The sequence below is a fragment of the Aureimonas phyllosphaerae genome (assembly GCF_900113065.1).
Classification (GTDB): Bacteria; Pseudomonadota; Alphaproteobacteria; order Rhizobiales; family Rhizobiaceae; genus Aureimonas; species Aureimonas phyllosphaerae.
Window position 1 is genome coordinate 1 of record NZ_FOOA01000009.1, and the last position, 19,846, is coordinate 19,846.

General features: G+C 70.0%; 19 protein-coding genes. 10 read left to right on the forward strand and 9 right to left on the reverse strand.

Translation table 11 applies throughout. The features are described 5' to 3' along the window. Positions 1–963: DUF6030 family protein (locus BM175_RS22720; RefSeq protein ID WP_244545980.1), on the forward strand; the 963-nt coding region annotated here is incomplete at its 5' end. 37 nt (positions 964–1,000) lie between these two features. Here BM175_RS22720 and galE read toward each other — a convergent pair. Continuing rightward, positions 1,001–1,990, reverse strand: a complete 990-nt coding sequence (gene galE, locus BM175_RS12215; RefSeq protein WP_090963429.1) for a UDP-glucose 4-epimerase GalE — start codon at positions 1,988–1,990, stop codon at positions 1,001–1,003. Between the two features lie 144 nt (positions 1,991–2,134). On the opposite strand from galE, the gene BM175_RS12220 reads away from it, so the two are divergent. Then, entirely contained in the window at positions 2,135–3,067 is a 933-nt protein-coding gene (locus tag BM175_RS12220) for an endonuclease/exonuclease/phosphatase family protein (protein WP_090963431.1), read from the forward strand. 74 nt (positions 3,068–3,141) lie between these two features. Here BM175_RS12220 and BM175_RS12225 read toward each other — a convergent pair whose 3' ends face one another. Then, a complete protein-coding gene (locus BM175_RS12225; RefSeq protein WP_090963432.1) occupies positions 3,142–5,166 on the reverse strand; it encodes a PhoX family protein in 2,025 nt (674 codons plus the stop codon). A 192-nt stretch (positions 5,167–5,358) separates the two neighbouring features. Here BM175_RS12225 and BM175_RS12230 point away from each other — a divergent pair, with 192 nt between their 5' ends. After that, complete coding sequence (locus BM175_RS12230; RefSeq protein WP_139224615.1) at positions 5,359–5,727, forward strand: hypothetical protein; 369 nt, start codon at positions 5,359–5,361, stop codon at positions 5,725–5,727. Between the two features lie 60 nt (positions 5,728–5,787). Here BM175_RS12230 and BM175_RS12235 read toward each other — a convergent pair whose 3' ends face one another. Beyond that, positions 5,788–7,287 (reverse strand): serine protease, encoded by a 1,500-nt coding sequence (locus tag BM175_RS12235; RefSeq protein ID WP_244545981.1) that lies wholly within the window; start codon positions 7,285–7,287, stop codon positions 5,788–5,790. Between the two features lie 172 nt (positions 7,288–7,459). Then, positions 7,460–8,584, reverse strand: coding sequence for a DNA recombination protein RmuC (locus BM175_RS12240; RefSeq protein WP_090963436.1), 1,125 nt, complete (start codon positions 8,582–8,584; stop codon positions 7,460–7,462). Between the two features lie 98 nt (positions 8,585–8,682). Between BM175_RS12240 and def the strand changes: the two genes are divergently transcribed. From def to truA, 3 genes are read left to right on the forward strand one after another with little or no spacing between them, the layout of a single operon-like run. Next, positions 8,683–9,201, forward strand: a complete 519-nt coding sequence (gene def, locus BM175_RS12245) for a peptide deformylase (RefSeq protein WP_090963438.1) — start codon at positions 8,683–8,685, stop codon at positions 9,199–9,201. A 7-nt stretch (positions 9,202–9,208) separates the two neighbouring features. Beyond that, positions 9,209–10,153, forward strand: a complete 945-nt coding sequence (gene fmt, locus BM175_RS12250; RefSeq protein ID WP_090963440.1) for a methionyl-tRNA formyltransferase — start codon at positions 9,209–9,211, stop codon at positions 10,151–10,153. Between the two features lie 4 nt (positions 10,154–10,157). Beyond that, positions 10,158–11,003 (forward strand): tRNA pseudouridine(38-40) synthase TruA, encoded by an 846-nt coding sequence (gene truA, locus BM175_RS12255; RefSeq protein ID WP_090963441.1) that lies wholly within the window; start codon positions 10,158–10,160, stop codon positions 11,001–11,003. On the opposite strand, the gene BM175_RS12260 is transcribed toward truA, so the two are convergent. Then, positions 10,950–11,567: a hypothetical protein gene (locus BM175_RS12260; protein WP_244545982.1), complete on the reverse strand. Its 618-nt coding sequence runs from the start codon at positions 11,565–11,567 to the stop codon at positions 10,950–10,952. The genes truA and BM175_RS12260 overlap by 54 nt on opposite strands. Beyond that, positions 11,539–12,708, reverse strand: a complete 1,170-nt coding sequence (gene dapE / locus BM175_RS12265) for a succinyl-diaminopimelate desuccinylase (RefSeq protein ID WP_090963443.1) — start codon at positions 12,706–12,708, stop codon at positions 11,539–11,541. Before dapE ends, BM175_RS12260 begins: the two co-directional genes overlap by 29 nt. A 306-nt stretch (positions 12,709–13,014) precedes the next feature. Here dapE and BM175_RS12270 point away from each other — a divergent pair, with 306 nt between their 5' ends. Beyond that, positions 13,015–14,388 (forward strand): lytic transglycosylase domain-containing protein, encoded by a 1,374-nt coding sequence (locus BM175_RS12270; RefSeq protein ID WP_183193371.1) that lies wholly within the window; start codon positions 13,015–13,017, stop codon positions 14,386–14,388. Positions 14,389–14,471: 83 nt separating this feature from the next. Here the strand turns inward: BM175_RS12270 and dapD are convergent, their stop codons facing one another. Continuing rightward, entirely contained in the window at positions 14,472–15,326 is an 855-nt protein-coding gene (dapD, locus tag BM175_RS12275; protein WP_090963447.1) for a 2,3,4,5-tetrahydropyridine-2,6-dicarboxylate N-succinyltransferase, read from the reverse strand. Between the two features lie 145 nt (positions 15,327–15,471). Between dapD and BM175_RS12280 the strand changes: the two genes are divergently transcribed. The 3 genes from BM175_RS12280 to BM175_RS12290 all read left to right on the forward strand — a co-directional run bounded on the left by BM175_RS12280 (position 15,472) and on the right by BM175_RS12290 (position 17,765). Next, positions 15,472–16,347, forward strand: a complete 876-nt coding sequence (locus BM175_RS12280; RefSeq protein ID WP_090963449.1) for an LOG family protein — start codon at positions 15,472–15,474, stop codon at positions 16,345–16,347. Positions 16,348–16,415: 68 nt separating this feature from the next. Further along, a complete protein-coding gene (locus BM175_RS12285; RefSeq protein WP_090963451.1) occupies positions 16,416–16,724 on the forward strand; it encodes a hypothetical protein in 309 nt (102 codons plus the stop codon). A 120-nt stretch (positions 16,725–16,844) separates the two neighbouring features. Continuing rightward, positions 16,845–17,765 carry a BON domain-containing protein gene (locus BM175_RS12290; RefSeq protein WP_090963453.1) on the forward strand — a complete coding sequence of 307 codons (921 nt, stop codon included), beginning with the start codon at positions 16,845–16,847 and terminating at the stop codon, positions 17,763–17,765. A 79-nt stretch (positions 17,766–17,844) separates the two neighbouring features. On the opposite strand, the gene BM175_RS12295 is transcribed toward BM175_RS12290, so the two are convergent. Together BM175_RS12295 and BM175_RS12300 are read right to left on the reverse strand one after the other, a co-directional pair. After that, positions 17,845–18,576 (reverse strand): pyrimidine 5'-nucleotidase, encoded by a 732-nt coding sequence (locus BM175_RS12295; RefSeq protein WP_090963455.1) that lies wholly within the window; start codon positions 18,574–18,576, stop codon positions 17,845–17,847. Between the two features lie 50 nt (positions 18,577–18,626). Then, positions 18,627–19,787: an OprO/OprP family phosphate-selective porin gene (locus tag BM175_RS12300; RefSeq protein WP_175526846.1), complete on the reverse strand. Its 1,161-nt coding sequence runs from the start codon at positions 19,785–19,787 to the stop codon at positions 18,627–18,629. Positions 19,788–19,846 lie beyond the last annotated feature (59 nt).

Consider the following 19,846-nt stretch of genomic DNA (forward strand, 5'->3'; position numbering starts at 1 on the left):
GAAGCCGAAGCCGAAGCCGAAGCCGAAGCCGAAGCCGAAGCCGAAGCCGAAGCCGAAGCCGAAGCCGAAGCCGAAGCCGAAGCCGAAGCCGAAGCGGACGCGGAAGCGGTGCTTCCACGGCCGGTCTCGCGCTGGGATGTACCATCCGAGGCCGCTGCGGGTCCGCCGGTGCGGCCTGCGGGCGGCACCGATGGCGGGGCGCTCCCCAGCGCCGTGCGCGTCGTCGCGCTCGTGCTTCTGGCCGGTGGCGCTCTCTATGCCGCACTTCTGGCCGTGCGGCCGGACGACGACCGTGCGGCCGTTGCGGTGCGGGCGCCGCGGGTGGAGGACGGGCGATCGGTGGTGGCCCAGCCCGGCCCTCGACCGAAGCCCCTCGTGGTCGAACGCTTCGCCGGCACCCGCGACCTCGACCTGAAGACCAGCGCCTTCCGCTTCATCCGCCTCGTGCCGCAGCCGCCCGCCGACGTCTGCGCGGCGTTCGGGACGGCCGGATGGGACGCAGGGCCCTGGGGCCCGAGCCCGCTCGGCGACCTCGACGAATGCGTGGCGTCGAAGGTCTTCGGCGGCCGGAAGCAGGCGGAGGCGTTCGCGGTCCTGCGCGGCCGCGAGACGCTGCTCGAGGTGCGCATCAAGCTGAACCTCTACGACGGGGCGCGCCGCGCGGAGGCCGCGGGCGAGATCGCGAGCCTCGTGTCGGGGTTCTTCGAGCGCTGGAACTGGGAGGGTGCGGCCGGCTTGAGGCAGCGGATCGTTGCGCTCGATCCGTTCGAGGAGACCGCCCACGGCACGCGGGTGGTCCTGTCGCGCGAGCGCGGCGAGGTCGAGCGATGGAACCTGTCGCTCCGCTTCCCGAGCCCGCCGAAGCCGCCCGAGGACAAGCCGAAGGCGTCGACCCTTGCCGACATCGCCGCCATGGCGGGCGTGCCGGTGCAGACCGTTCCACCGGAGCGCGACACGCCCTGATGAGAGTGCCGGCTAACCTTTCAGCCTGCGTCCGAGATCAGAGCGCGTTGCGGCGCCCGAGCGCCTCTTCCCAGTCCAGCGCGTGGCGCACGATGAGCGGCAGATCGTCGTATCGCGGCTCCCAGCCGAAGGCCTGACGGGCGGTGGTGGCATCGGCGACGATGGCGCTGGCGTCGCCCGGCCGCCGCTCGGCCATCCGCACGTCGAAGTCGCGCCCCACCACCTGCCGCACGGTGTCGAGCACCTCCAGCACCGAATAGCCGTGACCGTAGCCGCAGTTGGCGATGATCGAGGCACCGCCGCCCCGCAGGTAGTCGAGCGCCCGGCGGTGGGCGCTGGCGAGGTCCGATACGTGGATGTAGTCGCGCACGCAGGTGCCGTCCGGCGTGTCGTAGTCGTTGCCGAACACCTGAAGGAAGGGGCGTTTGCCGAGCGCGGTCTCGCTGGCGACCTTGATGAGGTGGGTCGCGCCCTCGGTGGACTGCCCGGCGCGGCCTTTGGGATCGGCGCCCGCCACGTTGAAGTAGCGCAGCGCCGCGAAGGTGATCGGGTGAGCCGCCGCCGTGTCGCGCAGCATCAGCTCCGTCATCCACTTCGACGTGCCGTAGGGAGATTCCGGCGCCGGCGGCTGCGTCTCGGGCACCGGCATCGTCTTCGGCGAGCCGTAGACCGCGGCGGTCGACGAAAAGATGAAGTGCTTCACGCCGCCCTTCACCGCCGCTTCGATCAGCGCGCGCGAGGCGACCGTGTTGTTCAGGTAGTAGCCGAGCGGATCGGCCACCGATTCCGGCACCACGATGGAGCCGGCGAAATGGATGATCTCCCGGATGTCCTTCTCGGCGATCAGCCGCTCGACCAGCGCCATGTCGGCGATGTCGCCGACGACGAGTTCGGCCTCCGGCGCCACGGCCCATTCGAAGCCGGTCGACAGGCGGTCGAGCACCACCACCCGCTCGCCCGCATCCACGAGATCCCAGACCATGTGGCTGCCGATATAGCCGGCACCGCCGGTGACGAGTACGCTCATGCGCGGGATCCTTCGATGGGCCGGGCCGCCCCGGTCTGAATCGCGCCGGATGCTATCTTGCACAGGATGTTTCGCAAGTGCGAAAACGCCGGTCGCGGGGCGACCGAACCGGTTCGCTCCCACCCGTGGGATCGGATGTGCCGGATGCTTCGACGCGATGAATGGGTCGGTGCGCTGACGGCCGTGGCGGCCGCGATCGTCCTGCTGGTCGGGATCGGCCTCCTTCTGCCGAGGACGCCCCTCGTGTCGATGATCGGCCAGGTCCTGCCGATCCTCGGTCTCGCCCTCATCCTGCCCGCGCTCGGCCTCGCCCTCCTCCGGCGCCCGTGGCGGGCTGGCGGGACGGCGCTCGTCGCCCTCGCCATCCTGGCGCTGGTCTTGTGGCGCTTCGAGAGCGTGTCGGCCGACCGGGCTGCGGAGCCCGTCACCGGGGCGCCCTTCACGCTGATCAGCTTCAATGCGCTGTCCACCAACCGGGAGGGCGTCTCGGCGATCCCGTTCCTTCTCGCCTCCGGGGCCGACGCCATCCTGATCTCCGAGGCGGCGCAGTTCGAGGCCGAGCTTCCCCGCCTTCAGGCGGCCTATCCCTACCGTCTCGGCTGCACGGCGCCCGAGCCCTGCGACACGCTCCTCCTGTCGCGGCGTCCACCGGTCTCGGCGCGGCAGACCTGGCTCGGCGCGGTGCCGGCCAAGCGCTACGCGGAGTTCGCGTTCGACCTCGATGGCCGCCGCGTGACGCTCGTCGGCGCGCACCTGACGAAGCCCTATTTCGACGAGCTGCCGGCGATCGAGCGCCTCGTGCTCGGCAACCGGCTGCGGGCGATGCGCGGGGCGGTGATCCTCGCCGGCGACTTCAACGCCGTGCCCTGGTCGCCCGATCTCGTGGACCTCGCGACGCGTGCCGAGATGCGCTTTTCCGGTGTTTACGTGCCGACCTGGCCGGCCGGCGCCGGGCGCTTCGGCCTGCCCATCGACCACGTCCTCACCCGCGGCGCCGTCGTGACGTCGCTGGAAGCGCTGCCGAGCGCCTTCGGTTCGAACCACCGCGGACTTCTGGCGCGGCTCGTGGTTCCCTGACCGGGGACCGAATACGACGGCGGCGGCCTCGGGTCGCCCCGAAGCCGCCGCCGATCATCATCCGTTCGCGATGGTCAGCCGATGCGCCCGCCGCCCTGGCGGGTGATCGCGACGACGGAGGGGCGCGTCGGCATGGCGTCGTCGAAGTCCGGCCAGCGGGTCGACAGGTCCTCGTAGTAGGACAGGCGGCCGAAGCCCTCCCAATCCTCGCCGCCGTCGGCCGGGTGCTGCACCGCGACGAAGGCCGTCTGCATGTCGGGCAGGAGGAGGGGGCCGCACATCTCGGCGCCGACCGGCACGCGGAAGAAGAGCTTCGAGGTGCCGCGGCCGTCGCCCTCGGTCTCCACCGCCCAGAGGCCGTCGGTGCGGCCGGTTGCCTTCGGCGAATTGCCGTCGGTCGACACCCAGAGGCGCCCTTCGGCGTCCACCGCGCAGTTGTCGGGCATGCCGAACCAGCCGTTCCTGGTGGTTTCGGTCGAGAAGGTCGCGCCGACCTCGGCCACCGACGGATCGCCGCACTTGAGCAGCACTTCCCAGCGGCCTGTCTCGGCCGTGAAGTCGTCGCCGTCCTCGTGGATCTCGATGATATGGCCGAAGGCGTTGGCCGCGCGCGGGTTGGCGGCATCGACCTGGTCGGCCTTGCGGCGCGTGTTGTTCGTCAGCATCACGTAGACGCGGCCGTTCGCGCCGTTCGGCTCGATGTCCTCCGGCCGGTCCATCGGCGTCGCCTCGAGAAGGTCGGCGGCGCGGCGCGTCTCGATCAGGACGTCGGCCTGGGACCGGAAGCCGTTGGCCTCGGTCAGCGGGCCTTGGCCGTGAACCAGCGGCAGCCAGGCCATGCCGCCGTCCTCGCCGAACCTGGCGACATAGAGCGTGCCCTCGTCGAGGAGGTCCATGTTGGCCGCACGGTCGTCCGGGTTGTAGCGGCCCGCGGTGACGAACTTGTAGACGTAGTCGAAGCGTTCGTCGTCGCCGAGATAGAAGACGACGCGGCCGTCCTTGGCCACCGTCGAGGCGGCGCCTTCGTGCTTGAAGCGGCCGAGCGCGGTGCGCTTCTTCGGCATCGACGTGGGGTCCTCGACGTCGACCTCGACGACCCAGCCAAAGCGGTTCGGCTCGTTCGGCTCCTTCGACAGGTCGAAGCGGTCGTGGAAGCGGCCCCAGGCATAGGTGCCCTCCGGAACGCCGAGGCGCTTGTAGTTGCCGGCCTCCGGGTGGCCCTCGGGCAGCGTGCCCGTGAAGTACCCGTGGATGTTCTCCTCGGCCATGATGTAGGTGCCCCAGGGCGTGACGCCGCCGGCGCAGTTGTTGATCGTGCCGAAGACGCGGGTGCCGGTGGCGTCGGCGTTGGTCTTCAGGCGGTCATGGCCCGCGGCGGGACCCGACAACGCCATCTCGGTCATCGCGGTGATGCGGCGGTTCTTCGCGCCGTCGCGCACCACCTGCCACTTGCCGTTCTCCTTCCGGATCTCGACCACGGTGCCGCCGTGGGCGGCCATCTCGATGTCGACGCGGGTCTTGTCGGCTGGAGCGATCTCCAGCTCCTTGACCATCTTGGCCGGGTCCTTCTTGTCGGCCTTCTCGACGACCTGCACGATCCCAGGGAACATCAGGTGCTCGTTGGTGTACTCGTGGTTCACCACGAGATAGCCGTGGTCGGACGAGCCGTCGATCGGGATGAAGCCGACATAGTCGTTGTTGTAGCCGAACTGGCGGGCCTGGGCTTCCGGCGTCTGGCGGTTCGGGTCGAAGGCCGGGCTGTCGGGGAACAGGGCGTCGCCCCAGCGCAGGAGGATGTCGGCGTCGTAGCCCTCGGCGACATGGTGGTGCTCGTCGATGCCGGCCTCGACTTCCGGAAAGTCGAAGCGCGTCGTCGAGGCTGCGCGGGCATGCTCGGCCGAGATCAGCGCCATCGGGCTGACCGTCGCGGCGATCGCGGCGGTCGCGAGCGAGCCGCGCAGGAAGTCGCGGCGCGAGAAGCGCGCGGCGATGATTTCGCCCATGGTGCGGTTCGCGGTCGGGTTCAGACCTTCGCCCTCGGCCTCCTCGAGGCGGCTGGTCGGAAACACGGCGTGGCGCGGCGTGACGTGCTCGTTCATCGGAGCGGTCCCTTTCCCTTGGAATGGTTCCAGGTCGCCCTAAGCAGCCAAGATCACAGCGGGATGACAGTCGGCGAGTTCGCCCGACGGTTTCACGGGGCTGTGAAGCGGGAACTGTGACGGTGCATGCCGCGTCCGGTTCGTTCCGGAGCCACGATCCCGCAAGGCTCCGTTCTTCAGGAGATTTCGCCCATGACGCCGCCGCTCCGCCCCGCCGCGCTGGCCGCCCTTCTCGCCTTCGCCGTTCTGCCGGTCCATGCGCAGGACCCCGGCGCCCCGCAGCCGCCCGTCCCCTCGGTGACGCAGGAATCCGAAACGCAGGATTCGGGTGTCGGCGACCTCGAGACCGCCGAGTGGATCGGCAAGCCGGTGATGAGTTCGGACCGCAGGGCCGTCGGCACGCTGCGGGAGGTCCGCACGGCGAGCGACACCGCCGATGCCGGCCTCCTTATCGTGGAGCGCGACGGCGGCGAGACGGTGGAGGTGCCGATGCAGGGCGCGGCCTTCGACGGTACATCGGTCGTGGTCACGCCGCTGGCGGACGCCATCGCTGCCAACTGAGGACATAAAAAAGGCCGGGCGCCCGTTGGGGCGTCCGGCCTTTTCGAAGATCTGCAAACCTCAGTTCGAGCCGAGGCAGAGCACCGGATAGATCGAGTCCTGCACCTTGGCGGTCGCATCCGGCACGCTTTCGAGCGGGGCCGAGGCGTCGGCCGTCTCGAAGGCGACGTGATGGGTCTGAAGGAATCGGGCGGCGGCATCCGGGCGGATCGCGAAGTTGATCGACTGCGGAATGTCGCCCGTGAGATCGGCCACCGCGACGGCGTTGAGCTTGGCGGTGACGACGCCGACGACCCGGCCGGCCAGATCGACCAGCGGGCCGCCGGAATTGCCGGGCTGCACGGGGGCCGAAATCTGCAGGTAGTTTGCGTCGTTCATCAGGCCCATGAGCGACGAGACGTTGCCGCGCGTCACGTTCAGGCTGTCGGCGAGGATCGAGCGCAGCGGGAAGCCGAGCGCCAGGACGTCCTCGCCGAGACGCGGCTTGCCGGCGACGATCGGGAGTGGCTTCCCGACCTTGGCGTCGACCTTCAGGAGCGCGAGGTCATGGTCCTCGTCGACCACCACCTTGGACGCCGCGCCGAGATCGCCGACGAGCACGGTCTTGCAGGCCTTGGCGACATGGGCATTGGTCAGGAGCCAGCCATCCTTCGACACCACGAAGCCGGTACCCGACGAGTCGAAGCCCGGCGAGGGATTGGCGAGCGACGGCGATTCGGACTTCGGCGTCGAAGCCTTGGCATGCTCGCCCTCGCCGAACGCGACACCCTCGGCCCGCCCGCTCTCGAAGAGGCGGGCCATTGGGCCGACGTCGCCTGAGCGCGGCTCGCCCGCGAAGGGCTCGACGGACTCGGCCGCGACCTGGGCGTAAGGGGCGATCACCGAGGCGTGCGCCGCGTTCCAGGCGACCGAGAAGCCGCGCAGATCGCCGCCGCGGCCGGAAAAGCGGATCAGGAAGTCGCGGCCGTCCTCGTGACCGCGGATGGTGAAGCCGCCGTTGGCTTTCGAAGCCTCGCTCACGGTCTTGTTCGGGCCGGTCTCGGAGAGGACGCCGAACACGCCGTCGAGCGTGTAGCCCTCCTTGGAGAAGCGCACGGTCTCGATCTCGACGCCTCCGTCGTCCGAGCGCCAGAGGCTGCCGACCTCGGTCTCGCCGATCGGGGCGACGACGTTGCCGGGCAGGCCGAGGCGCACGCCCGTCGCCGCGTCGGTCACCTGCACGAAGCCGGCGGCGTCGCGCGCCGCGTCGCTCTTCTCGATCACGAGCTTCAGGAAGGCGTCGTCCATGACGCCGTCGGCAGCCAGACCGTGGCGGGCCTGGAAATCGCGCACGGCGCGCAGCGTCTGCGGGCCGACGCGGCCGTCGAACGGGCCGGCATAGTCGCCGGTCCAGGTCAGGCGGTGCTGCAGGCCGGTGCGGAAGGCAAGGTCCGTGTGCTGGTTGTAGAGCGTCGCGAGGTCGGCTTCGGCGCCGGTCGCGGCCACGGCCGGGGCGGTCACGGCCACGGGTGCCGCGCACAGAAGCAGACCTGCCAGAACCGCCGTCGTCACGCCGCGCATTGTCGTTGCCCCCGTTTCATCACTCGCAGAAGAAACGCAGCACAACCGGATTCGATCCCGCGCATTAAACATTTGTCAAGCTTTGGATCGGCTGAATTTCCGTCTGGTTTCCGGAACGTGTGGAAAACCGGACGAATCGGAATGGTTCGGCGGTGGTCGGGCCCTGTCGGACTTAAGGCTGGGGCAGGTGTCCCCGTGCCTCGTCCTGTCCGAGTTCGGCCCCCGCGATCTTCTCGCCGCGCCGGATCAGCTTCTCGGTGGAGATCAGGATCTGATCGACGTCGCGCGCCGTCTGGCCGAGATGGGTCTTCAATGCCGCGACCCGCGCGTCGAGCCGCTGCAGGTCTTCCGACAGAAGAACCACCTCGCGCTGGATGAGCCCCGCCTCGCGCCGCATGCGCTGGTCCTTCAGGAGCGCCTTCACCACCTCGATCGACAGCATCAGGAGCGAGGGCGAGACGATCACCACGCGCGCGCGGTGCGCCCGCTGGATGATGTCGCCGAAATGCTCGTTGATCTCGGCAAAGACCGACTCCGACGGCACGAAGATGAAGGCGGTGTCCTGCGTCTCGCCAGGCAGGAGGTACTTCTCCGACACGGCGCGCACGTGCACCTCCATGTCGCGGCGCAGGCGCGCGGCGGCGACATCCCGCGCCTCGTCGCTCGGCGCCTCGCGGAACGCCGTCCAGGCCTCGAGCGGGAACTTCGCGTCCACCACCAGCGCCGGCGCGCCGTTCGGCATCGGGATCAGGCAGTCCGGCCGCTTGCCGTTCGAGAGCGTCGCCTGGAACGAGTAGGCGCCGGGCGGCAGGGCGTCCATGACGATCGCTTCCATCCGCGCCTGCCCGAAGGCGCCGCGCGCCTGCTTGTTGGCGAGGATGTCCTGCAGCCGCACGACCTCGCCGGCGAGCCCCTGGATCTGCCCCTGCGCCCGGTCGATCACCGCGAGCCGCTCGGCGAGCCGCGACAGCGTCTCGCCGGTGCGCGCCTGCGCCTCGGTCAGGGAATGGCCGACACGCTGGCCCATGCCGTCGAGCCGTTCCGACACGGCGCGAGCGAGGTCGGCCTGGCGCGCGCCGAGCATATCGCCCATCGACTGGACGCGTCCGGCAAGCTCCGCCTGCGCCTGCAGGATGTCCTGCGCGGTCTCGCCCTCACGGCGTGGGCGACGCCAGACCATCCGGACGAGGAGCGCCAGGATGCCGAGCAGGAGCAGCGCCTCGCCCCATGAGAGCGCGATGCCGAACGGGGCGGCCAGCGGGCGGTCGAGAAAGGCGGCGAGGGCGGAGAATTCCATTGTTCCGAGGCTAGCCGATTCTGCGCGGGCGGGCCAGATCAAAACGGGAACATGCGGGCGTGGTTGACCGCTTGGCGGCTTGCGATTACCTGACGCCCATGAGCGTCAAGCCCCTTGTCATCCTGCCCGATCCGATCCTGCGCCGGGCGTCCGAGCCGGTCTCCCGCGTCGACGACGCGCTGAAGCGTTTCACCGACGACATGCTGGAGACGATGTACGATGCGCCCGGCATCGGTCTCGCCGCCATCCAGGTCGGCGAGCCGCTGCGCATCGTCACGATCGACCTGTCCAAGGAGGACGATCCGGAAAAGGCGCCGCAGGTCTTCCTGAACCCGGAGATCCTCTCCTCCTCCGACGAACGCTCGGTCTACGAGGAGGGATGCCTCTCGATCCCCGACTACTATGCCGAGGTCGAACGGCCGGCCAAGGTCACGGTGCGCTATCTCGGCCTCGACGGGAAGACGCACGAGATCGAGGCCGACGGGCTCCTGGCCACCTGCCTCCAGCACGAGATCGACCATCTCAACGGCGTGCTCTTCATCGACTACATCTCGAAGCTGAAGCGCGACATGGTGATCCGCAAGTTCTCCAAGGCCTCCAAGCGCGGCGGCGCGTGAGCCGCCGATGACCCTTCGCCTCGTCTTCATGGGAACGCCGGACTTCTCGGTCCCGACCTTGCGCGCGCTCCACGAGGCGGGCCACGAGATCGCCGCCGTCTACACGCAGCCGCCGCGCCCGGCCGGTCGCCGCGGCCTCGAAACGGTGCCCTCGCCGGTCGAGCAGGAAGCGCGCCGGCTGGGTCTTTCCGTCCGCAGCCCCGTCTCGCTGAAGGGCGCCGAGGAGCAGGCGGCCTTTGCCGCGCTCCAGGCCGACGTCGCCGTGGTCGTCGCCTACGGTCTTCTCCTGCCGAAGGCGATCCTCGAGGCGCCGCGCTTCGGGGCGTTGAACGGCCACGGCTCGCTCCTGCCGCGCTGGCGGGGCGCCGCGCCCATCCAGCGGGCGATCGAGGCGGGCGATACGGTGACCGGCATGATGGTGATGGGCATGGAGGCCGGCCTCGACACCGGCCCCGTCGCGCTGACAGAGGAGGTCGCGATCGGGCCGACCGACACGGCGCGCGAGGTGCACGACCGCCTGTCGGCGGCCTCCGCCGCCCTGATGGTCGAGGCGATGACCCGGCTCGAGGACGGCTCGCTCCGCTTCGAGACGCAGGACGCGATCGCCGCGCGAACGGGCCGCGAGGTGAAGTACGCCGCCAAGATCGAGAAGGGCGAGGCCGCCGTCGACTGGTCGCGGCCCGCCGCCGAGATCGCGCGGCGCATCAACGCCTTCTCGCCCTTTCCGGGCGCCTGGACGGTGCTCGGCGGCGAGCGGCTGAAGCTCCTGCGCGCGGCGGCCGAAGAGGGCGCGGGCGAGGCGGGCACGGCGCTCGACGACACGCTGCTGGTCGCGGCCGGCGAGGGGGCGGTGCGGCTTATCGAGGTGCAGAAGGCCGGCGGCAAGGCGAGCGACGCGGCGGGTTTGCTGCGCGGCGCCAAGGTGCCGGCCGGCACGCGCTTCGGCGCCTGACGCGATGCCCCGCTACAAGCTGACCATCGAATACGACGGCTCGACCTATTGCGGCTGGCAGCGCCAGAAGAACGGCATCTCGGTGCAGGAAACCGTGGAACGGGCGCTTCTCGCCTTCTGCGGCGAGGAGGTCACCCTGTTCGGCGCGGGGCGCACGGATGCCGGCGTCCATGCGACGGGGCAGGTCGCCCATGTCGACATCGCCAGGCGCTGGAAGACCGACACGGTGCGTGATGCCCTCAACGCGTATCTTCGCGAGGAGGGGGGTGTCGCGATCCTCGCCGCCGAAGAGGTGAGCGACGCGTTCGACGCGCGCTTCTCGGCGAGCAAGCGGCACTATCTCTACCGCATCCTCAACCGCCGCCCGCCGCCCTCGATCCTGAAGGGACAGGTCTGGTGGGTCTGGCGGCCGCTCGACGTCGCGGCGATGGACCGGGCCGCCAAGCGGCTTCTGGGCACCCACGACTTCAACACGTTCCGCTCGGTGAACTGCCAGGCGAAGAACCCGGTGCGCACGCTGGAGCGGCTCGACGTCGTGGCGGCGCCGGGCGGCGAGGTGCACCTCCATGCCTCCGCCCAGTCCTTCCTCCACAACCAGATCCGCTCCTTCGCGGGCTCGCTGAAGCTCGTCGGCGAGGGGCGCTGGAGCGAGGGCGATCTCGTCGCGGCGTTGGAGTCGCGCGACCGCAAGCGCTGCGGCCCCGTCGCCCCGCCGGACGGGCTCTACCTCACCCGCGTCGACTACGCGCCGGAAGCCACCTGGGGCGTGCCCCGCGCAGCGCCCGCGTCGCCTGCCTCACCCGACCGCCACGCCGAAGAGATCGGAGACGGCGGCGAAGGAGAGGAGTGAGACGAAGATCATCATCGTGACGATGGCGATCGCGAGCGGGATGTCGCAGTTCGTCGCCACCGCGATCAGCCGCACCGTCAGCCCGATCGACAGGAGCGCGATGACGAGGCCGAGGACTTGCGTGAGTTCGCTCGGGCCTCCGACGAGGAGGAGCACGAAGAACGGCGAGAACACCCAGGTCAGGAACGCCCCGCCCCAGTTCACCGCGACCACGAACGGCACCATGCGCCGCTCGAAGCCGATGTGCCGGGCGGCGATGCCGACGAGGAAGAGCGGCAGGAGCCAGGCCGTCAGATCGGCCAGCGCATGGGCGGCCAGCGCCGTGACGGGGCTCGCCGCGCTGAAGCCGCGCTCGACGCGCTCGAACTCCAGCCAGGACAGGGCCGTCGGCGGCAGCGCCACGACCAGCGCCGCGAAGGAACGCCAGAACCCGTCCGCCGACAGGTCGAACCGGTCGAGGCCGCGCCGGTCCCCGGCCATCAGGCGCCAGGCACCGGTGAAATAGCGCCCGATCTCGGGCAGCGTCGGCAGGAAGTCAGGACTGGGCGGCGAACCAGCGGGCAACGAAGGTTTCATAGATAGCCGTCAGCGTTTCGAGGTCCGAGAGGGCGACCCTCTCATTGGCCATATGCATGGTGGCGCCGACAAGGCCGAATTCCACCACCGGGCAGTGGTTCTTGATGAAACGCGCGTCCGACGTGCCTCCGGAGGTGGAGAGTTCGGGCCGGCGCCCGGTCACCGTCTCCACCGCCACCGAAAGCGCCTGCGTCAGGGGGCCGGGTGCGGTCACGAAGACGTCCGACACCGGCTCGCGCCAAGAGATCTCGTAAGGAGCCCCCCCAAGCGCCGCTTCGATCCGCCGCAGGAGCTCGGCGCGCAGCGTCTCCGGCGTCCAGCGGTCGTTGAAGCGCACGTTGAATGCGATGGTGACGCGGCCGGCGATGACGTTGGTCGCCGCGTTGCCGGTGTCGACCGCGGTGATCTCGAGATTCGAGGGCTGGAACGCCTCGCTGCCCGCATCGAGCGGCGGCTCGTTCAGCGCGTCGACCGCGGCGGCCAGGCGGCGCATCGGATTGTCGGCAAGGTGCGGATAGGCGACATGGCCCTGCCGCCCGAGAAGTGCGAGGCGCCCCGACAGCGAGCCGCGCCGCCCGATCTTGATCATGTCGCCGAGCCGCTGCGGGTTGGTGGGCTCGCCGACGAGGCAGGCGTCGAACCGCTCGCCCCGCGCTTCGGCGAACTCGAGGAGCTTCACCGTCCCGTTGATCGCCGGCCCTTCCTCGTCGCCCGTGATGAGGAGGGAGACGCGTCCCCCGTCCAACGCGCCGCGTGCTTGGAGGCGGGCCAGCGCCGCGACGAAGCAGGCGATGCCGCCCTTCATGTCCACCGCGCCGCGCCCGAACATCTCGCCGTTCTCGACCGCACCGGAGAACGGCCCGTGCCGCCAGTCCGCCTCGGGCCCCGGCGGCACAACGTCGGTGTGGCCGGCAAAGCAGAGATGCGGGCCCGTCTCGCCGCGCCGGGCCAGGAGATTCTCGACATTCGGCGTGCCGGCCTCCGTGAACACCGGGCGCTCGATCGCAAAGCCCAAGGGCGTGAGCAGCCCGGCGAGTTCCGCGAGCGCGCCGCCCTCGTCCGGCGTCACGGACGGGCAGCGCAGGAGGCGCAGGAGATTCGCGGCGGGATCGATGGGGAGCGTTGTCATGGCCCCCGGTTTAGCGTCCGCGACCGGGCTCGGATACGATTTTTCCACCCGTCCCGGAACCTTTCGTCGCAGGAGCGGCCGACGAATCATCGCGCGGATTCAGTCGGATAGTGTGGCGCGACCTTGTCTGGAATCTGTCAAGCTTGCCCGAAGCGCACGAATCCAACTTCGGTGGGGTGGTGTTTTTCGGTCACGTTGCGCTAACCTTCGTGAACGCTTCGTAACCTTTCCCCCATTCCCGCCACGTTTCGGCCGGGTTTGGGAGGGCAAGGACGAGGTCGAGGGAAACGGCTGTGGGGACCTTGCATGATTGATCAGCGGGCTGTGGGAGCCCGGAGCGCGCGTGTGCGTTCCGGCCGGATGGTTTCGGTCGCCGGACTGGCGCTCCTCGCACCGTTGATCCTGTCGGCCTGCGTGTCGGACGGCGACCGGATGGCCGGCACGGCCGACATGACCCCGAAGGCCGCCAAGGTGGCCGATGCCGCCTCGGCGTCCACGACCTCCCAAACGCCCGCCGCGCCGACCCGTTCCGTGGTCGAGATCGCCGCCAACGACGCCGGCCCGAGCCGCGTCATCCTGCCGACCGACCGTCCGGACACGGGCGCGGTCGAGGTCGCCGAGGCGAAGGGCGGCCGCGTCGTCCATGTTGCCGCAGCCGCGCCGACCGTGCCCGCAGCTACCGCGCCCGCCACCGAGGATGCCGGCATCGCCTCGCGGGCGATCGACACTGCCGTCGCCGCGCATGAAACCGTGAAGGGCGGCGTCGTCGCCGCCAAGGACACCGTGGTCGCCGGCGCTTCGGCGGTCGGGTCTGGCGCAGTCACGATCGCATCCGCCGGCGCGCGCACGGTGCGCGATGCGGCCAAGGCGATCGGCGACACGATCACCGGCGATCCGAAGATCGACCGCATGATCGAGAAGGCCGCCGACGACAACGACATTCCCCGCGAACTCGCCTACGCCGTCGTGCGGGTGGAAAGCCACTACAATCCGCGAGCCCGCGGCTCCGGCGTCTACGGCCTCTCCCAGATCAAGCCCGCCACCGCGCGCGGCCTCGGCTTCGACGGGCCGGCGGAAGCCCTCCTCGACCCCGAGACCAACCTTCGCTACGGCATGCGCTACCTGAAGGGCGCCTGGGAGCAGGGCAACGGCGACGTCTGCCAGACCGCGATGAAGTACAAGGGCGGCCACCGCACCACGGTGATGTCGAAGTCCGCCAGCGTCTACTGCTCCAACGTCAAGCGGCACATGGCCGCGATCCGCGCCCGCAAGTCGCCCGCCATGGGCGGCGAGGCGCCGACGCTGGTCGCCGCCGTCGAGCCCACCGTGCGCTCCGGCCTGATCGCGCGCGAAGTCGCCGCCCAGCCGGCCGCCGCGCGCAAGGCCGTGGCCATCGCCATGGCGCCGGAGGCCGCAGCGCCCGCCACCAACGCCGCCGCCGCCGTCCTCACCGTGCCGGCCGCCAGCGCGCCGGTGCCGGTCGCACGGCCCGTGCGCGTCGCCGAGAACGCGCCGCGCCCGGCGAGCCCCAAGGCATCCGACGGCTCGATCGGGGTCGGCTCGATGGTGGGCGGGCGCGTCGTGCGCCGCGAGCAGCCCGACGTCGGCCGGTTCGGCGATGCGTTCGACGCCAGCGCGCCCGCTAGCGCGGCGCCCGTGGGCGGTCTCGGCTTCAACTGAGCCGGTCACGAGGTTTCTATGAAAAAGACCCGGAGCGCTGAGCTCCGGGCCTCTTTCGTTGGCAGGTGGTCTTGCGCAGCGCGTCAGGCGCGCAGGAGATCGTTGATCGAGGTCTTGGAGCGGGTGCGCTCGTCGACGCGCTTGACGATCACGGCGCAGTAGAGCGCCGGGCCCGCCTCGCCGTTGCCCATCGCCTTGCCCGGCAGCGAGCCGGCGACGACGACGGAGTAGGGCGGCACCTCGCCGTAGGTGATCGAGCCCGTCTCGCGGTCGACGATCTTGGTCGACTGGCCGATGAAGACGCCCATGCCGAGCACCGAGCCCTCGCGCACGATGCAGCCCTCGACCACTTCGGAGCGGGCGCCGATGAAGCAGTTGTCCTCGATGATCGTCGGGCCGGCCTGCAGCGGCTCGAGCACGCCGCCGATCCCGACGCCCCCCGAAAGGTGGACATGCGCGCCGATCTGGGCGCAGGAGCCGACCGTCGCCCAGGTGTCGACCATCGTGCCTTCGCCGACGGAGGCGCCGAGGTTGACGAAGCTCGGCATCAGGATGGCGTTCCGGCCGATATGGGCCGAACGGCGCACGATGGCGCCCGGCACCGCACGAAAGCCTGCCTCGCGGAAGCGGGCGGCATCCCAGCCGTCGAACTTCGAGGGCACCTTGTCCCACCAGGTCGCGCCGCCGGGGCCGCCCGCGATGGGTTCCATGTCGTTGAGGCGGAACGACAGGAGGACGGCCTTCTTCAGCCACTGGTGAACGGTCCAGATGCCGTCGTCCCCACGCGTCGCCACCTTCGCCTCGCCCCGGTCGAGGAGGCCGAGCGCCGCCTCCACCGCCTCGCGGACCTCGCCCGTCGTGTCCGGGGAGATGCCGTCGCGCCGGTCGAACGCGGCTTCGATCGTGGTTTCGAGGTCGGCGTGGGCGGCAGCGGACATGGGGCTTCGTCTCCGGGGTCTGGGGCCAATCGAGGGATCGCGCCTCTCCTAGAGGCAGCGCGGAAGGGGCACAAGGCTTGCCCCCGTCCCGCAACAGTCTCTAAACCCTTGGAGCTTCGGCAGAGCACATGGCAGGCAGGCGAAAATGGCCGACGACGATTCGACGAACACTGCACCCGCGCCAGTGGCACCGGCCGGGACCTGGGTCCCCTTTCCCTCGGCCGGCGACGACAAGAAGCGTCAGGAGGCGAAGCCCAGGACCCCGCAGACGCTGTCGCCGACCTACCGGCTCGCCTACGACGATCCGGATTTCCTGACCTCGGAGGCGACGCGCGGCGTCCGGCTGCAGCTCGAGCTGATGAAGCCAGAGCTCGCGCTGATCGAGGCCGGGATCCTCTCCACCGTGGTCTTGTTCGGCGGCGCGCGCATCCCCGAGCCCGGCCAAGCGGCCTGGGCGGCGCGCAACGCGGGCCAGAAGGCGCGCCTCGAAGCGAACAGCCGCTACTACGAGGAGGCGAGACGCTTCGCGCGCCTCGCCTCGCAGCACTCGGCCAACTCGTCGGGCGGCAAGGAGTTCGTGATCGTCACCGGCGGCGGGCCGGGGGTGATGGAAGCCGGCAACCGCGGCGCCGCCGATGTCGGCGCCGTCTCGATCGCGCTCAACATCACCCTGCCGCACGAGCAGGCGCCCAATCCTTATGCGACGCCCGAGCTCTGTTTCAATTTCCACTACTTCGCCACGCGCAAGATGCACTTCCTGTTCCGCGCCAAGGCGATGGCGATCTTCCCGGGCGGCTTCGGCACGCTCGACGAGCTGTTCGAGGCGCTGACGCTGATCCAGACCGGGCGCATGGCGCGCATCCCGGTTCTTCTCTTCGGGGCCGAGTTCTGGCGCCGGCTCGTCGACTTCGAGTTCCTCGCCGAGGAGGGAACGATCGCGCCGGCCGATCTCGACCTGTTCCGCATGGTGGATACGGCCGAGGAGGGGTGGGAGGCAATCCGCAGCTTCTACGGCTTCTGACGCCCGGAGGAACCCGCATCCCCGGCTTCCGTTTCGCCCTCGACAATATGAACGAGCGGAGACGGACGATGGGCGGCGAAGACACCGATTCGGAAATGATGCGGCGACAGCAGGCGATGGACGTCGCGGAAACGATCCCGCCGGACGAGACGCGCGAGCGCCGTCCCGCCTCCGACAGCGACCCAATGAGCGCGTCGGCGCGTGCGGCGGCAAAGGCCGGAACCGCCGGCGCTGCGGAATGGGCCGAGGATGCCGTCCTTCGCCAGAACCAGGCAGGCCTGCCGCCGGCTCAGGCAACTGCCGGGCACCCCGCCCGCGGCGGCGCCGTGCCGGAGGGCTCCCTCGCCAGCCCGGGCCGCTCCCTGCTCGGTGATTGATCACAATGGCGTCGGATTCATCGCGAGCGCTGGAACGCCCCTGCGATTCGGCTCGTTAGCCGCCTTGAGAACCGCTATCGCAGCATTCGGCTCGGCGGCGGATATTCACGGGAGACCCGCATGAGCGACTATCGGAACTTCGGCGATCGCAACCGTCCGCGCTACGACGACGAGCGCAACGGCAGCCTCAACGAGCGCGACGCGCGACGCCGCGCCGCCTACGGCGAGCGCGATGCCTACGGCGAGTGGGACCGCGACAACTACGGCCAGAACACCGAGACCGGCTACGGCCGCGAGCGCGCGAACGCCGATCGCTACGGCTCGTATTCGCGCAACAGCAGCCAGGCGTCCTTCGGCGGCGCCTACGACGATCGCTACGATCGCAACGACAGCTATCGTGACCAGCGCTCGAGCTACGGTCCCAGCCGCTATGCCGGCCGCAACGACTACGGCCAGACCTCGTCCTACGACGACTATGCCAACCGCGACCGCTATCGCCAGTCCTCCGGCTACGGCCGCGACTATTCGAGCGACCGCGGCTACGGCTACGGCTCGTCCTCCTACAACGCCGCCCGCGACGAAGATCGCGGCTTCTTCGAGCGCGCCGGCGACGAGATCGCCTCCTGGTTCGGCGACCGTGACGCCGAGCGTCGCCGCGAGGCCGACAAGCAGTTCGGTGGACGCGGCCCGAAGGGCTACACGCGGTCGGACGAGCGCATCCGTGACGACGTCAACGACCGCCTGACCGACGATCACTACATCGACGCGTCCGATATCGAGGTGACGGTGAAGGATCGCGAGGTCACGCTGGCCGGCCACGTGCCGTCGCGCGACCAGAAGCGCCGCGCCGAGGATCTCGTCGAGCGCATCTCGGGCGTCAGCCACGTCCAGAACAACCTGCGCGTCGAGACGGGTTCGGGCGGCCTCTTCGGCACCAGCTCGACCACGGCGACCTCGACGACCGGCTCGACCGCGACGACGGGCGAGATCGGCGGCGCGCGTAGCTGGAGCACCGACACGACGGTGAAGACCATCTCGTAACGACGGCGCGCCGGGACGTGGTCCCGGCGACCCGACCGACGGACCCTGGTGCGGCGACGCGCCGGGGTTTTTTCGTCGATCAGGCGGCGGCGCGGATGCGGCGCAGGAACGCCGTCAGGTCGTCGGTCACGAAGTCGATATGGGCGCCCTCGCGGCCTTCATGCTCCCAGGCGTCGCCGAGCGCCGTCTCGAAATTCTCCGGCACGATCAGGACGGTGCGCATGCCGAGGCGCTTGGGCACCTCGAGGTTGCGCGCGAGATCCTCGAACATGGCGGCGCGCGCCGTGTCGATGCGGTGGAGGCCCATGAACTTGTCGTAGGTCTCGGCGGCAGGCTTGGGGATGAGGCCGGCCGCGACGATGTCGAAGACGTCCTCGAAATGCTCGAAAATGCCGAGCTGGCGCGCCGTACGCTCGGCGTGGCCCCGGTCGCCATTGGTGAAGATGAACTTGCGTCCCGGCAGGGCCGCGATCTCGGCGCCGAGCTCGGGATTGGGCGCGAGCCACGAGTAGTCGATGTTGTGGACATAGGCGAGGAAGGCGTCGGGATCGATGCCGTGCACCTCCATCAGCCCGCGCAGCGTGGTGCCGTACTGGCGATAGAACCCCTTCTGGACCGCCTTGGCCTCGTCGCGCGGCACCGACAGGAGTTCGGCCACATAGTCCGTCATCCGTGCGTCGATCTGCGAGAACAGGTCGGTGCGGCGGGGATAGAGCGTGTTGTCGAGGTCGAAGACCCAGGTGTCGACATGGGCGAAGTCGGCGGGGTCGGCGTCGCGCGTGCGGCCGATCGATGTGTCGGTGCTGTTCATGACCTCATTCGGCACGGGAGCGGGGCGCCGTCAACGCCAAAGCGCGGGGATCAGTAGATGAAGGCGGCGCGAAGCAGGGTGGCGTTCACCCGCTCGCCGTCGTCGGGCCCGTCGACCGTCCGGCTGTGGACGTGCGTCGCGGTGAAGCGGAGCTGGTCGGTCGGATACCAGTTGGCGATGGCGGTCGCGGCAAACTCGGCACCGGCGTCCGGCCCGTCGTCGGTGAGATCGAGATAATCGAGCCGCCCGCCGATCTCCAGCGCGCCGAAGCCGCCCTCGCCGAGCCCGCGACGGGGCTCGACCTGCTCGAAGATGCCCGACCTGGCGTCATAGGCGCGATGATCGGGAGTAAGGAAGACGAGCGCTCCGAGATAGCCGCCTTGCGCGGTCGTCCCGCGTCGCCCGAACCCTTCGGCATGCAGCACCATGTACTGGCTCTGGAGGGTGAAGCGGCCGAGCGTCGCGGCAAGCTCGAGGTTGGCGCCTTGTGTCTTGCCCTTCGGCTCGAAATCATCGGTGGAGACGAGCGAAGCGGACACGAAGTCGACCCCCGCGCCGCCCGACAGCGAGAAGGTCTCCTGCCGGTCGAACCCCGCCGAGAGGCCGAGGCCGAGATGCACGGCGTCGTCGCCTTCGAGATAGGGCGCGTAGGTGGCGCGCGCGGCAAGGCCGATGCCGTCGTCGAAGGGCTGGCGGTTGATGTCCGAGCCGAAGACGCCGCCCGACAGGCTCCAGCGATCGGCGCCGTAGAGGGCCGCCGCGCCCACCGCATCGGCCGGCGACAGGGTCTCGACCAGGGCGTCCTCGGCAAACAGGGCGGAGCGGCTGCCCTGGAGTTCCTGGAACGAGTAGGTCACGTCCTGTTGGCCGGCACGCAGCGTCACGGCGTCACTCGGCGCGTAGTCGATGAAGGCGTAGGGCACCTCGACGCGGCCCGGCGTCGCGAAGTCGAGGACAAGGCGGCCGCCGAAATCGTCGTAGCCGAAATCGGTGTAGATGCGCGCCCGGCGGACCGAGCCCTCGCGGCGCTCGTCGTCGCCGAGGAGGTCGCGCGGATGCGAGGACGCCCAACCGCCATCGAGCTGCAGGAAGGGCGAGAAGGCGACGAACCTGTCCTCGTTGCCGAACCGCAAGGGGTCGGCACCCTCTTCGGCCGCTGCCGGCGCGACGGCGAGAAGGAGCGCGAGACCCGGGACGTAACGCGAAACCATCGGCGAACCTCTTCGAAGCGCAAGGGTGGGCTCCGTTATCGCCGACGGGATCGATCGGG

Bases quoted from the DNA above. Each gene is read 5' to 3' on its own strand.
- galE (WP_090963429.1), bottom strand. From the start codon at position 1,990: ATGAGCGTACTCGTCACCGGCGGTGCCGGCTATATCGGCAGCCACATG.
- truA (WP_090963441.1), top strand. From the start codon at position 10,158: ATGCCCCGCTACAAGCTGACCATCGAATACGACGGCTCGACCTATTGC.
- BM175_RS12285 (WP_090963451.1), top strand. From the start codon at position 16,416: ATGGGCGGCGAAGACACCGATTCGGAAATGATGCGGCGACAGCAGGCG.
- BM175_RS12225 (WP_090963432.1), bottom strand. From the start codon at position 5,166: ATGAACGAGCACGTCACGCCGCGCCACGCCGTGTTTCCGACCAGCCGC.
- BM175_RS12295 (WP_090963455.1), bottom strand. From the start codon at position 18,576: ATGAACAGCACCGACACATCGATCGGCCGCACGCGCGACGCCGACCCC.
- dapE (WP_090963443.1), bottom strand. From the start codon at position 12,708: ATGACAACGCTCCCCATCGATCCCGCCGCGAATCTCCTGCGCCTCCTG.
- BM175_RS12300 (WP_175526846.1), bottom strand. From the start codon at position 19,787: ATGGTTTCGCGTTACGTCCCGGGTCTCGCGCTCCTTCTCGCCGTCGCG.
- BM175_RS12240 (WP_090963436.1), bottom strand. From the start codon at position 8,584: ATGGAATTCTCCGCCCTCGCCGCCTTTCTCGACCGCCCGCTGGCCGCC.
- BM175_RS12235 (WP_244545981.1), bottom strand. From the start codon at position 7,287: ATGCGCGGCGTGACGACGGCGGTTCTGGCAGGTCTGCTTCTGTGCGCG.
- BM175_RS12280 (WP_090963449.1), top strand. From the start codon at position 15,472: ATGGCCGACGACGATTCGACGAACACTGCACCCGCGCCAGTGGCACCG.
- BM175_RS12220 (WP_090963431.1), top strand. From the start codon at position 2,135: ATGCTTCGACGCGATGAATGGGTCGGTGCGCTGACGGCCGTGGCGGCC.
- dapD (WP_090963447.1), bottom strand. From the start codon at position 15,326: ATGTCCGCTGCCGCCCACGCCGACCTCGAAACCACGATCGAAGCCGCG.
- BM175_RS12230 (WP_139224615.1), top strand. From the start codon at position 5,359: ATGACGCCGCCGCTCCGCCCCGCCGCGCTGGCCGCCCTTCTCGCCTTC.
- BM175_RS12270 (WP_183193371.1), top strand. From the start codon at position 13,015: ATGATTGATCAGCGGGCTGTGGGAGCCCGGAGCGCGCGTGTGCGTTCC.
- def (WP_090963438.1), top strand. From the start codon at position 8,683: ATGAGCGTCAAGCCCCTTGTCATCCTGCCCGATCCGATCCTGCGCCGG.
- fmt (WP_090963440.1), top strand. From the start codon at position 9,209: ATGACCCTTCGCCTCGTCTTCATGGGAACGCCGGACTTCTCGGTCCCG.
- BM175_RS12290 (WP_090963453.1), top strand. From the start codon at position 16,845: ATGAGCGACTATCGGAACTTCGGCGATCGCAACCGTCCGCGCTACGAC.